This window comes from Pseudomonas sp. 3MA1 (assembly GCF_029237275.1).
In the GTDB taxonomy this organism is placed as follows: domain Bacteria; phylum Pseudomonadota; class Gammaproteobacteria; order Pseudomonadales; family Pseudomonadaceae; genus Aquipseudomonas; species Aquipseudomonas fluorescens_AP.
In genome coordinates this window covers 743549-756649 of the sequence record NZ_JAACFX010000002.1, presented here as the reverse complement: position 1 = coordinate 756649, position 13101 = coordinate 743549, and the positions used below count along the sequence as shown (strand labels likewise).

Genomic DNA, 13101 nt, shown 5'->3' with positions numbered 1-13101 from the left:
CCCGATCGCCGACAAGCTCGCTTTGCGTAGGAGCGGGCTTGCCCGCCAAAGGACAGCCCCCCGGAGAACACACATGACCGACACCCCCCTGTCCCCTGCCGAGTTCGAGCAGGCACTGCGCGCCAAGGGCGCCTATTACCACATCCATCACCCCTATCACGTGGCGATGTATGAAGGCCGGGCAAGCCGCGAACAGATCCAGGGCTGGGTCGCCAACCGCTTCTACTACCAGGTGAACATCCCCATGAAGGATGCGGCGATCCTCGCCAACTGCCCGGACCGGGAAGTTCGCCGCGAGTGGATCCAGCGCCTGCTGGACCACGACGGCGCCCCCGGCGAAGACGGCGGCATCGAAGCCTGGCTGCGCCTGGGTCAGGCCGTGGGCCTGGACCCGGACCAGTTGCGTTCACAAGAACTGGTACTGCCCGGCGTGCGCTTCGCCGTGGACGCCTACGTCAACTTCGCCCGCCGCGCCAGTTGGCAGGAAGCCGCCAGCAGCTCGCTGACCGAATTGTTCGCCCCGCAGATCCACCAGTCGCGCCTGGACAGCTGGCCCCAGCATTACCCGTGGATCGACCCGACCGGCTACGAGTATTTCCGCACCCGCCTGGGTCAGGCCCGGCGCGATGTGGAACACGGCCTGGCCATCACCCTGCAGCACTACACCACCCGTGCCGGCCAGGAACGCATGCTGGAAATTCTCCAGTTCAAACTGGACATCCTTTGGAGCATGCTCGACGCCATGAGCATGGCCTATGAACTGAACCGCCCGCCTTATCACAGCGTTACCGATCAGCGGGTCTGGCATAAAGGGATCCCTCTATGAGTTTCGACCGCAGCAAAACCCCACGCTGGCGCCCCGGCTACCGCTTCCAGTACGAACCGGCGCAAAAGGGCCACGTGCTGCTGTACCCGGAAGGCATGATCAAGCTCAACGACAGTGCCGCGTTGATCGGCGGCCTGATCGACGGCGAGCGTGACGTGGCGGCGATCATCCAGGAGCTTCAGGTGCAGTTCCCCGGAGTGGCCGAGCTCGGTGACGATATCGAGCAGTTCATGGAGGTCGCCCGTGCCCAGCACTGGATCGAACTCGGCTGAAGCCGCCGTGCCCGACAAACCGCCAGTCGGCCTGCCGCTGTGGTTGCTGGCCGAGCTGACTTACCGCTGCCCGCTGCAATGCCCCTACTGCTCCAATCCCCTGGATTTCGCCGAGCAGGGCCAGGAGCTGAGCACCGAGCAATGGATCAAGGTGTTTCGCGAAGCGCGGGAGATGGGCGCCGCGCAATTGGGCTTTTCCGGCGGTGAACCGCTGGTGCGCCAGGACCTCGCCGAACTGATCGGCGAGGCCCGCAAGCTGGGCTTCTACACCAACCTGATCACCTCCGGCATCGGCCTCACCGAGCAGAAGATCAGCGACTTCAAGAAAGCCGGCCTGGACCATATCCAGATCAGCTTCCAGGCCAGCGACGAGCAGGTGAACAACCTGCTGGCCGGCTCGAAGAAAGCCTTCGCGCAGAAGCTGGAGATGGCTCGCGCGGTCAAGGCCCACGGTTACCCGATGGTGCTGAACTTCGTCACCCACCGGCACAACATCGACAAAATCGACCGCATCATCGAGCTGTGCATCGCCCTGGAAGCCGACTTCGTCGAGCTCGCCACCTGCCAGTTCTACGGCTGGGCCCAGCTCAACCGCGTCGGCCTGCTGCCGACCAAGGAGCAACTGGTGCGCGCGGAACGCATCACCAACGAATACCGCGCCAAGCTGGAAGCCCAAGGGCATCCCTGCAAGCTGATTTTCGTCACTCCGGACTACTACGAAGAACGCCCCAAGGCCTGCATGAACGGCTGGGGCAGTATCTTCCTCACCGTCACTCCGGATGGCACCGCCCTGCCCTGCCACGGCGCGCGGCAGATGCCGGTGCAGTTCCCCAATGTGCGCGACCACAGCATGCAGCACATCTGGTACGACTCCTTCGGTTTCAACCGCTACCGCGGCTACGACTGGATGCCCGAGCCGTGCCGCTCCTGCGACGAGAAGGAAAAGGACTTCGGCGGCTGCCGCTGCCAGGCCTTCATGCTCACGGGGGATGCCAGCAATGCCGACCCGGTGTGCAGCAAATCGGAACACCACGGGATGATTCTCAAGGCCCGCGAAGAATCCGAAACCGCCACCCAAACCATTGAGCAACTGGCCTTTCGCAATGAACGAAACTCACGCCTCATCGCCAAGGGTTGAGCCCTTCAGCGCCAACCAGGCCACCGCCGCCGGAACCGATTTCGCCGAGCTGCAACTCACGCCCCACGGCCTGTTCTGGAATGAATACCGTCCCATAGACGCCAGTTGCCGGATCTGGCATTGGCAGCAAGGCCAGGCCCGTTGCCTGACCCCGGCGGGTTTCAGCGCCCGCAGCCGGGTCTACGAATATGGCGGCGGCGCCTTCTGCCTCAGCGGCGAACACCTGGTGTTCGTCAATGACGCGGACCAGCAACTGTATCGCCAGCCCCTGGCGGGCGGCGCGCCAGAAGCCCTGACCCAGGGCGACTGCCGCTACGGAGATCTGCAGGCTCACGCCGATCAGGTCCTGGCGGTGGAAGAATGCGCCGACGAGCACCGGCTGGTGGCCATCGACCTGCACGACGGGCGTCGGCAACTGCTCGCCGCCGGGGCCGACTTCTATGCCGCTCCGACCTTGAGCGCCAACGGCCAACGCCTGGCCTGGATCGAGTGGGATCGCCCCCATCAGCCCTGGACCTGCACTCGCCTGATGCTCGCCGAACGTCGCGGCAACGGCACCTGGGGTGAGCCGCGCTGCGTGGCCGGAGACGGCGAGCCGGAGTCCCTGCAGCAACCGCGCTTCGATCAACACAACCAGCTCTATTGCCTCACCGATCGCCAGGGTTTCTGGCAACCCTGGGCCGAGTCCGGCCACGGCTTGCGCCCGCTGCCCTGTGCCGCGGCCGATCACGCTCCAGCGCCCTGGCAGCTGGGCTGCAGCACCTGGATGCCCCTGGGCGGTGACGCCTGGTTCGGCAGCTGGACCGAGAACGGCTTCGGCCGGCTCGGCCTGCGCCACGCCGACGGTGCGCAACAGGACTTCAGTGGCGACTACAGTCGCTTTCGCGGCCTGACGCTGGATCAGCGCTACCTGTATTGCATCGCCGCCTCCCCCGTCAGCCCCTCGGCCGTGATTGCCATCGAGCGTGAAACCCGACAGGTACAGGTCTTGGCCGGAGGCATGGCGCCGTTGCCGGCGGAACGCATCAGCCGCCCGCAAACCCTGTGCTACCCCAGCGGCGACGGCCAGGCCCACGGTTTCTTCTACCCGGCCATGAACGGGGTCAACCGACCGCCGCTGGTGGTGTTCATCCACGGAGGCCCGACCTCCGCCTGCTATCCGATACTCGATCCGCGCATCCAGTTCTGGACCCAGCGCGGCTTCGCCGTGGCCGATCTGAACTACCGGGGCAGCAGCGGCTATGGCCGGGCCTATCGCCAGGCCCTGCACCTGCGCTGGGGCGAAGTGGATGTGGAAGATGCCTGCGCGGTGGTGTCCTACCTGGAACAGCAAGGGCTGATCGATCCACGGCAGGCGTTCATCCGGGGTGGCAGTGCGGGGGGCTACACCACCCTCTGCGCCCTGGCGTTCGCCAAGGTGTTCTGTGCCGGCGCCAGCCTGTACGGCGTCAGCGATCCGATTGCCCTGACCCGTGCCACTCACAAGTTCGAAGGTGACTATCTGGACTGGCTGATCGGCGATCCGCAGCAGGACCAGCAGCGTTATCTGGCTCGCACGCCGCTGCTGCACGCCAGCGATATCCGTGTCCCGGTGGTGTTTTTCCAGGGCGAACTGGACGCCGTGGTGGTGCCGCAACAAACCCGCGAAATGCTCAAGGCCCTCAAGGACCAGGGCATTGCCGCCGAGGCGCACTACTACCCGGATGAGCGCCACGGCTTTCGCAAGGCGGACAATCAGGCCCACGCCCTGGAACAGGAATGGCGCTTCTATCAGAAGGTGCTGCAAGCGCAGACTTGAACAAGGCCCGCCCGTGCCAACGGAACGGGCGGGCTGGAGCATCAGCGTTTGGCGATGATGTAGACCGCGTGGACGATACCGGGGATGTATCCACACAGGGTCAGCAGAATGTTCAGCCAGAAAGCGCCGCCAAAGCCCACTTGCAGAAACACCCCCAGGGGCGGCAAGAGAATGGCGAAGATGATGCGGATCAAGTCCATAGGGCAGCTCCTGTTGGAAATCGGCTCGGTTGAGCCTTGCCTGCAATCGACCCCGGCCACCGGCCAGGGTTCAGAACAATCGCCGCCCGGCCCAGAGGGCGCATTCGTTCCGAGCCGGCAATCGACCGGAGGTTCAAGGGCGACAACGGGTGGTGAAAAGTACCCAGGCAAAAAAACGCCCCGTGCGAAAAATCGGACACGGGGCGATGCGTTATACCGCGAGACGGTTCAGGAATTCAGTCAACGTAAGGTCGCCAGCGCGCGGCAGCCAACCTCGGTGAATCGCGCAGGATAGGTCTGAATATCAGACCACCACCCCCTTGCGGCATTGCAGTTGCGCGGTGCGCACCCGGGAGAACGCCCGGGCCAGGCGCAGCAGCATTTCATCGATATTGCCCTTGCTGACACTCAGGGCCGGAGTGAAGCGCAGACAGTCCGCTTGCGTGGCACTGAGCAACAGACCTTCGTGCAACGCCGCCTTGACCACCGCCTCAGCCGACGCGTCGGCCAGGCTCATGCCCCAGAGCAGTCCATGCCCGCGCACCTCGCCTTGTGCATAACGGTTCGCCAGACGAGTCAGCCCCTGCCCCAGGTACTGTCCATGGGTGCGCACCTGCTGCAGAAAACCGTGTTCCTGCAGGCTGTCCAGCACCGCCAGGCCGGCCGAGGTCATCAGCGCATTGCCGTGATGCGTGCCGTCCAGTTCCCCCGGTTCGAAACAGCAGGCCTTGCCCCGCGCCAGCAGCGCCGCCAGCGGCACGCCGCCGCCCAGGCCCTTGCCCAAGGCAATGATGTCGGCGCGCACGCCATACAACTGTTCGGCCAGCAGCGTGCCGCAGCGGCCGATACCGGTCTGCACCTCATCGAGAATCAACAGGATGCCCAGCTCACGACACAGCCGCTCGACCCCCTTGAGGTAGTGTTCAGTGGCTGGAATGACCCCGGCCTCGCCCTGGATCGGCTCTAGCAGGATGGCCACGGTTTGCGCATCCACTGCCGCATGCAAAGCCGGCAGGTCATTGAACGGCACCTGGCTGAAGCCCGGCAGTTGCGGCTCGAAGCGATTGCCCGAGGCGCCATGCCCGGCCGCCGACAGCGCGGCAAAACCACGACCATGGCAACTGCGACTGGCGGTGATGATGCCGGCCGCGCCGCCGCGGTGCAGTTGCCCCCATTTGCGTGCCAGCTTGATCGCGGCCTCGCAGGCCTCGCTGCCGCTGCTCAACAGATAGGCCTGGTCGCTGCCGGTGCTGCGGCACAGGCGATCGGCCAGCTTGAGCATGCCGCGGTTGTAGAAACCCGAACCGGGGTTGATCAGCGACTGGGCCTGAGCGGCCAGGGCATTGACCACGGCCGAGGGGCTATGACCCAGGCTGTTGGCGGCGGCGGCCTGGGTGAAGTCAAGGTAGGTGCGGTCCTGGCTGTCCCATAGCCAGGAACCCTGGCCACGGACGAACACCGGCTGGGGGCGTTGCACGCTGGGCATCAGGCACTCACTGGCACAGCCATCGTCCGCGGCAGCCAGGCACGGCTCGACGGCCAGATCCTCCAGACTGGGCGGGGTACGGCGCAGATTGAACAGATTCATGCCCGCAAGCCCTCCAGGGGCAGCCCCAACAGGCGCGCGGACCAGTCCTCGACCCGGCCGGTGCGCAGGCGCTTGATGGCGATATCGCGCCAGCGCGAGGACAGCGCGGGGCAATCAATCAGGGTTTTCAGACCGGCAGGCTCCAGGGGCTCCAGGAAAAAGCTGCGCAGGGCCCAGGCCACGGTCAGGCCGGGATAGCTGCGCTGGATCAGTTCGAAGGGTTCGTCCGCCTGGACGAAGCCGGGTTTGAGCACCCGGTAGAACCAGCCACAACGGCCATTGTCCTGGGCTTGCCGAGGCAGATTGACCAGTCCCCAGCGCTGGCTCAGGCGGTAGCAGGGTGAACGGGGCTGACTGACCTGCAACAACGCACCGCCCCAGCGGAACAGGTCCCCCAGGCACACCTGCTCTTCGGTCAGGCCGCGGCTCGAGAGATTTTCGCCAAAGGCCGGGGCCGACCAATCGAACTGTGGATAACGTTTGCGCCAATGGGCGTAATGCTCGGCGGGATAGTGATGCAGGGCCCGTTCAGGACCGGTATGAAAGCGCGGATCACCCTGTTCATCGCTGCCCAGGCCTTGTGGCCATAACCAGAGACGGTTTGCAACCGGGTGCTTGTCGGTATCGATGACCAGACCCTGGCCGAGATTTTTTGCCTTGCCTATGTAAACACCATCGACGTAAACGGTATTCATCGTGCTTCTTGGCCCTGTAAGCCTTGTGAATAGGCGCTAGACTAGGCGCCTCGCGGGCTTCGGGCCATTTCGATTTTTAAGCTTTTTCGATAAGAAATACTTATGGATTTTAAGCAACTGCGTTATTTCGTCGCGGTGTATGAAGAAGGCCACGTGGGCCGTGCTGCCGAGCGCCTGTCGATCTCGCAACCGGCACTGTCCCAGCAGATTCGCCAACTGGAGCAGAACCTCGACGTCAGCCTGTTTGAACGCAGCAGCAAGCGCCTCTTGCCGACCCTGGCCGCCCACACCCTCTACAATCATGCCCTGCCCCTGCTCGACGGCCTGCAACAGGCCCGCGAAGCCTTGCGCAACTTCAAGGGCCAGGCCCTGCGCACCCTGGCTATCGGCGTACTGCAAACGGTGCACACCAGCCTGGTGCCGCAGATGCTCGAACGGGTGCGCAAGGCCCAACCCCATCTGGTGGTGCAGATCTACGAGCTGACGGGCCTGGAGATCGAACGGCGCTTGCTCAATGGCTCGCTGGATATCGGCATCAGCTACCTGCCACCACGCCAGCCCGGCCTGCATGGCGTTCCACTCTATGAAGACGAGCTGACACTGGTCATCCCCGCGCAACACCCGCTGCGCGAATTCAAGAAGGTATCCATGAGCCAGGCAGCGGAACTGCCGATGTTGCTGCTGGGAGAGGAGTTTCAGGTGCGTCAGATCTGGCAGGCACAACTGGCCAATCTGGGACGGCGCCCGCAGGTGCAGGCGGAGCTGAACAATATGGCCGGCATCCTCGACAGCCTGCCCCACACCCAATTGGCCACCGTGCTGCCGGGGCGTTCGCAACAGCAGCACAGCAATAGCGAGCTGCTGTGGAAGCCCTTGAGCGAACCCAGGGTGCCGTTGAGAGTCGGATTGGTCTGTCGCGATCTGCAGCGTCAACAAGGCACGCTGGAATTGCTGCGCACCTTGCTGGAAGACTCGATGAGTGCCCACGACGGACGCCTGGGCGCTGCTGTGGTGCCGGATATCCTGGGCTGAATTCGCCGGAACAAAAAAGCCGGGCAAAAGAAAACCCCGCCGAAGCGGGGTTTTGCAGACTGTTTCCCTGACATCCTTTTCACTCCACCATCCTGGCGGAATCCTACGTGTCCGTGTTGTTGCTTTGCGCTTCCTGCGCGACGTCCATGTGAAGTAGATTAGCCTCCGCCGTCATCTACCGATATGGACGATCAGCAGCACGTTATGTAAGAGATTACTTACAAAGCCCCTTGCCAGTTAAAACTGCTCAGCCGGCAACAGGAACAGCGATTCGCTGCCCGCTTTCACCGAGGCGGTCAGGGAGTCAATACGCGGCAGCAGGCGTGCGAAGTAGAAGCGCGCGGTCCCCAGTTTGCTGGCATAGAACTCCTCTTCCTGCTCTTTGCCCAGCGCCGCCTTGGCCATCAACGCCCACATGTAGGCGTAAGCCGTGTAGCCAAACACCTGCAGGTATTCCACTGACGCCGCGCCGATTTCGTTCGGGTTGCTGATCGCTCGATCCAGCAGCCAGGCGGTCAGCTCATCCAGGTTGTCCAGAGCGGCATTCAACGGCCGGGTGAACTCTGCCAGTTGCCCATCGGCCGTCGCGGTGAAATGGCGAATCTCATCGGCGAACAGGCGGTAGAACGCCCCGCCGCTGCCCACGATCTTGCGCCCCACCAGGTCCAGGGCCTGGATGCCATTGGTGCCTTCGTAGATCTGGGTGATCCGCACATCGCGCACCAGTTGTTCCTGGCCCCATTCGCGAATGTAGCCGTGCCCGCCAAAGATTTGCTGGCCATGCACCGTGGTTTCCAGACCCAGGTCGGTCAGGAACGCCTTGGCCACGGGGGTCAGCAAGGCCACCAGGCTTTCCGCGCGCTTGCGGGTTTCGGCGTCTTCGCTGAACTTGGCGGTATCCAGTTGCATCGCCACGTAGGTGGAGAAGGCTCGACCGCCTTCGTTGGCGGCCTTCATGGTCAGCAGCATGCGCCGCACGTCCGGATGCACGATGATCGGATCGGCGACCTTGTCCTTGGCTTGCGGGCCGGTAGGCGCACGGCTCTGCAGGCGGTCACGGGCGTACTCAACAGCGTTCTGATAGGAGCGCTCACCGGTGGCCAGCCCCTGGATACCCACCCCCAGGCGCTCGTAGTTCATCATGGTGAACATCGCCGCCAGGCCCTTGTTCGGCTCGCCCACCAGGTAACCGATGGCCTGGTCGAAGTTCATCACGCAGGTGGCCGAAGCCTGGATGCCCATCTTGTGCTCGATGGAGCCGCAGCTCACCGGGTTGCGCTCGCCCAGGCTGCCATCGGCGTTGACCAGGAACTTGGGCACCAGGAACAGGGAGATCCCCTTGGGACCGGCCGGCGCATCCGGCAGCTTGGCCAGCACCAGGTGGATGATGTTTTCCGTCAGGTCGTGTTCACCGCCGGTGATGAAGATCTTGGTCCCGCTGATGGCGTAGGAACCGTCGGCCCGAGGTTCGGCCTTGGTGCGGATGATGCCCAGGTCGGTGCCGGCATGGGGCTCGGTCAGGCACATGGAACCGGCCCAGACACCGGCGTACATGTTCGGCAGGTAAGTGGCTTTCAGCTCTTCGCTGGCGTGGGCATGGATCGACAGGCAGGCGCCCGCCGTGAGCATCGGGTACAGGCCAAAGGCCAGGCTCGCGGAGTTGACCATTTCCTCGACCTGGGCAGACACCGCCTTGGGCATGCCCATGCCGCCGAACTCAGGATCCCCTCCCACGCCGACCCAACCGCCCTCGGCATAGGTCTGATAAGCCTGGGTGAATCCTTGGGGAGTGGTGACCACGGTGTCGTTCCAGTGACAGCCTTCCTCGTCGCCAGCGCGACTCAGCGGAGCGATGCTGCGGGCGGTAACCTTGCCCGCTTCCTCCAGAATCGCCTCGACAGTCTCGGCATCCACTGTCTCAGCCAATGCCGGTAACTGGGCCCAGAGTTTGGCGACCTCGAAAACTTCATTGAGGACGAAGCGCATATCGCGCAGGGGCGCTTTGTAGTCAGCCATGGCAAACCTCGCAGGATCTAAACAAGCGGACCGCATCGGGCCCATTGACGAAAAGCCGAGTGTAACCGAACAACTTTTGCGACACATAGGGTCAACTCGTGACTTTATTGTTATTTTTAGTCACAGCCATACCCAGGCAAGACAAAGCCCGCACGCAGCGGGCTTCATCCGGGCATCGCGGCTATTTACAGAGCGAACCAGCGCGCCGGGAGTTGCATCAGGCAATCACTGCCGGCTTCGATCGCCGCCAGATGCGCCGCGGTACGCGGCAACAAGCGCTTGAAGTAGAACTCACAGGTCGCCAGCTTGGCGCCGGCAAAATCGCTGTCCCCCTGCCCGGCATCGAGCTGTTGCTGAGCCGCCAGGGCCATGCGCAGCCAGAGATAGGCCAGGACGATGTAACCGCTGTACATCAGGTAATCCAGGGCCGCGGCCCCCACTTCGTCCGGGTTCTTCAGCGCGGCCATGCCGACCCTGGTGGTCAACTCGCCCCACTGACGGTTCAAGCCATCCAGTTGCGCGATGTAGGCCTTGAGCTGGGGATGCTCGGCATGTGCCCCACAGAACTTGTGCACGATCCTGGTAAACCCCAGCAACAGCTTGCCCTGGCTGCCCAGCACCTTGCGGCCCAGCAAGTCCAGAGCCTGGATGCCGTTGGTGCCCTCGTAGATCAGGGCGATACGACAATCGCGCACCAGTTGCTCCATGCCCCACTCACGAATGTAGCCGTGACCGCCAAACACCTGCATGCCGTGGTTGGTCACCTCAAGGCCGGTCTCGGTCATGAAGGCCTTGCAGATCGGGGTCAGGAACGCCAGGAGGTTCTCGGCGTCCTGGCGCTGGGCCGGATCGGCGCCCAGGTGGGCCACGTCCAGCAACTGGGCGGTGAAATAGGCCAGGGCACGGTTGCCCTCGTTGAGGGCTTTCATGGTCAACAGCATGCGCCGTACATCCGGGTGGACGATGATCGGATCCGCCGCCTTGTCCGGGGACTTGGGCCCGCTCAAGGAGCGCATCTGCAAACGATCGTTGGCATAGCGGACCGCGCCCTGGAAGCTGGCTTCCCCCAGGCACAAGCCCTGCATCCCGGTGCCCAGGCGCGCATGGTTCATCATGGTGAACATGCAATTGAGGCCCTTGTTGGCCTCGCCGATCAGAAAGCCCCTGGCGCCGTCAAAGTTCAATACGCACGTGGCCGAGGCCTTGATCCCCATCTTGTGCTCGATGGAGCCGCAACTCACTGCATTGCGCTCGCCGGCCTCACCTGCCGCATCCGGCAGGAACTTGGGCACGATGAACAGGGAAATGCCCTTGGTCCCGGCCGGTGCGTCCGGCAGTTTGGCCAGCACCAGATGGATGATGTTGTCACTCATGTCGTGCTCGCCGGCGGAGATGAAAATCTTGCTCCCCGACACCGCATAGCTGCCGTCGGCCTGGGGCACCGCACGGGTTTTGATGAGGCCCAGGTCCGTACCGCAATGGGCTTCGGTCAGGCACATGGTGCCGGTCCATTGCCCGGCGGTGAGCTTGCGCAGATACAGCTGCTTCTGTTCAGGGCTGCCATGGGCATGAATCGCCGACATGGCGCCATGGGTCAGCCCCGGGTACATGCCCCAGGAGGTGTTGCTGGACCCCACCATTTCGCTGATGACCAGTCCCAGGGACTGGGGCAGTCCCTGGCCGCCATAGGCCGGATCGGCGGCCAGGCCATGCCAGCCGCCTTCGACGTATTGCGCGAAGGCCTGCTTGAAGCCCTTGGGAGTGGTCACTACGCCATTGGCAAAATGACAGCCTTCCTCGTCACCGGAGCGATTCAGCGGGGCCAGGACGTTCTCGCAGAACTTCGCCCCTTCCTCAAGAATCGCGCTGACCATGTCCGGACTGGCATCGCTGGCCCCCAGCGCGGCGTAACCGGCATGAAAGTCAAAGACGTGATCGATCAGAAAGCGCATGTCACGCAGGGGAGCTTGATACTCGGGCATGGTGGTTTCTCCGGCAGCAGATCGCTCCAACCTACTGCCGTCGCCCTCAGCCTGCCAATGACTGTGCAGACGCTGAATGCGCCATCATCACTCAACCCGCAGCAGCGTCCATGCGCACCGCACCGCGACGGTTCTGCCCGAACGCCATGACGCAGTTGCGCCCCGCGCCCTTGGCGCTGTAGAGCGCCTGGTCGGCGGCCTTGAGCACTTCCTCGGGGGTCCGGTGCTCCATCAGCCGCTCGGCGACGCCGATACTGATGGTCACCGAAACACTGGATGCTCCCGCAGCGCCACGGCGCTGGCGCCCCTGTTGGTCATCCTGGGGACGGTTGTCCTGGTTGCGCAACTGAATGTTGTAGGTGGCGATGATCTCGCGAATCATCTCCAGGTGCGGCATGCACTCATCCAGGGTCTTGCCGGCGAACACCACGGCGAACTCTTCCCCGCCATAGCGATAGGCCCGCCCGCCGCCGGTGACTTTCGACAGTTTGCTGGCCACCAGACGCAGCACCTGGTCGCCCACATCGTGACCGTGGGTGTCGTTGAATTTCTTGAAGTGATCGACGTCGGTCATGGCCAGCACATAGTTGCGGCCCAGGCGCTGCATCCGCTCATTGAGGGCCCGGCGCCCAGGCAGCCCCGTAAGTTCATCGCGAAAGGCCATCTGGTAGGCCTCATGGGCCACCGCCGCGGCGATCATCAGCATCACCTGGCTGCACATGATGTTCAGGGTGAACGGAAGGATGAAGGTCTTGGGCAGCATCCAGAACAGCCCCAGCAACCCCACCAGCTGCGCGGCGTGCAGCGGTCGCGGACTGCGCCAATACTGGATCGCCAACAACAGGAAGGCGGCGAAGAACACCGGATACGACAACTGGATCAGGCTCATCCAGCTGCCGTGCAACGCCGGCCAGCGAATCTCCGCCAGCCAGTTCAGCAAGGCCTGCGGATAACTCTGCTCCAGGCCCAGGGCCACGCTGCCAAACGCCAGCAGCACGGCAAAGCGCGCCACCATGTCCTGAAACAGGTGGGTGCGCTCCTGCCAGGCGGCGAACAGGCCAAACAGCAAGGGCAACAGCAGACAGCACAGATGAAACACCACCGCCGCATCTTCGCGGACCCGGCCGTTATCCCGATAGAAGTCGGTCTGGGTATCCAGCAGGAAATAGGCGATGTACACCGTGACCATCAGGAACAGTTCGCGCTGACGACGATACACCGCGCAATAGGCCCCGCCGAGCAACAGCACCAGGGTCGGCAGCACGTTGAACAGCGAAGTGAAGAAGACGTTGAGGTCCTTGACGTAGGCGGCCGCCAGCCCCGCAAGCAAAAGCAGTAAAGACGGTAGAAAGTGACTGAAACGTACAGCGGAAGAACGCGGCAAGGGTAAAACTCCGACCCGGCTGATCAATAGATGGCATTGTGCCTTCGTTTACTGAAGTTGAGCACACTTGCTGTGACAGGCATCACATTGCCATCTCTTTAACGGCAGGAAATCGCTTCTGCTTAGCGATTTAGTCGGGAATTTTCATGAAGATGCTACGGGCACAAAAA

11 protein-coding genes are annotated in these 13101 nt (G+C 63.2%); 5 read left to right on the top strand and 6 right to left on the bottom strand.

Annotated elements, in window-relative coordinates:
- Window positions 1-73 precede the first annotated feature (73 nt).
- The 4 genes from pqqC to GWQ44_RS08615 are packed head-to-tail and all read left to right on the top strand — an operon-like array spanning window position 74 to window position 4034.
- Window positions 74-826, top strand: a complete 753-nt coding sequence (pqqC, locus tag GWQ44_RS08630; protein ID WP_047306370.1) for a pyrroloquinoline-quinone synthase PqqC — start codon at window positions 74-76, stop codon at window positions 824-826.
- Window positions 823-1098: a pyrroloquinoline quinone biosynthesis peptide chaperone PqqD gene (gene pqqD, locus GWQ44_RS08625; RefSeq protein ID WP_016964625.1), complete on the top strand. Its 276-nt coding sequence runs from the start codon at window positions 823-825 to the stop codon at window positions 1096-1098. The genes pqqC and pqqD overlap by 4 nt, the downstream gene beginning before the upstream one ends.
- Entirely contained in the window at window positions 1070-2236 is a 1167-nt protein-coding gene (gene pqqE / locus GWQ44_RS08620) for a pyrroloquinoline quinone biosynthesis protein PqqE (RefSeq protein ID WP_275927042.1), read from the top strand. The genes pqqD and pqqE overlap by 29 nt, the downstream gene beginning before the upstream one ends.
- Window positions 2202-4034, top strand: a complete 1833-nt coding sequence (locus GWQ44_RS08615) for a S9 family peptidase (RefSeq protein WP_275927041.1) — start codon at window positions 2202-2204, stop codon at window positions 4032-4034. Before pqqE ends, GWQ44_RS08615 begins: the two co-directional genes overlap by 35 nt.
- A 41-nt stretch (window positions 4035-4075) precedes the next feature.
- On the opposite strand, the gene GWQ44_RS08610 is transcribed toward GWQ44_RS08615, so the two are convergent.
- From GWQ44_RS08610 to GWQ44_RS08600, 3 genes are all read right to left on the bottom strand, one after another.
- Window positions 4076-4234, bottom strand: coding sequence for a YqaE/Pmp3 family membrane protein (locus GWQ44_RS08610; protein WP_011063854.1), 159 nt, complete (start codon window positions 4232-4234; stop codon window positions 4076-4078).
- A gap of 304 nt (window positions 4235-4538) precedes the next feature.
- Window positions 4539-5822, bottom strand: coding sequence for an aminotransferase class III-fold pyridoxal phosphate-dependent enzyme (locus GWQ44_RS08605; protein WP_103741683.1), 1284 nt, complete (start codon window positions 5820-5822; stop codon window positions 4539-4541).
- Entirely contained in the window at window positions 5819-6517 is a 699-nt protein-coding gene (locus GWQ44_RS08600; protein ID WP_047306374.1) for an MOSC domain-containing protein, read from the bottom strand. The genes GWQ44_RS08605 and GWQ44_RS08600 overlap by 4 nt, the downstream gene beginning before the upstream one ends.
- A gap of 102 nt (window positions 6518-6619) precedes the next feature.
- On the opposite strand from GWQ44_RS08600, the gene GWQ44_RS08595 reads away from it, so the two are divergent.
- Window positions 6620-7549 (top strand): LysR family transcriptional regulator, encoded by a 930-nt coding sequence (locus tag GWQ44_RS08595; protein ID WP_016964621.1) that lies wholly within the window; start codon window positions 6620-6622, stop codon window positions 7547-7549.
- A 237-nt stretch (window positions 7550-7786) separates the two neighbouring features.
- Here GWQ44_RS08595 and GWQ44_RS08590 read toward each other — a convergent pair whose 3' ends face one another.
- From GWQ44_RS08590 to GWQ44_RS08580, 3 genes are all read right to left on the bottom strand, one after another.
- Window positions 7787-9565: an acyl-CoA dehydrogenase C-terminal domain-containing protein gene (locus tag GWQ44_RS08590; RefSeq protein WP_275927040.1), complete on the bottom strand. Its 1779-nt coding sequence runs from the start codon at window positions 9563-9565 to the stop codon at window positions 7787-7789.
- A gap of 185 nt (window positions 9566-9750) precedes the next feature.
- Complete coding sequence (locus tag GWQ44_RS08585; protein WP_199009628.1) at window positions 9751-11547, bottom strand: acyl-CoA dehydrogenase C-terminal domain-containing protein; 1797 nt, start codon at window positions 11545-11547, stop codon at window positions 9751-9753.
- Window positions 11548-11638: 91 nt separating this feature from the next.
- Window positions 11639-12931 carry a GGDEF domain-containing protein gene (locus tag GWQ44_RS08580; protein ID WP_016964618.1) on the bottom strand — a complete coding sequence of 431 codons (1293 nt, stop codon included), beginning with the start codon at window positions 12929-12931 and terminating at the stop codon, window positions 11639-11641.
- Between the last annotated feature and the right edge of the window lie 170 nt (window positions 12932-13101).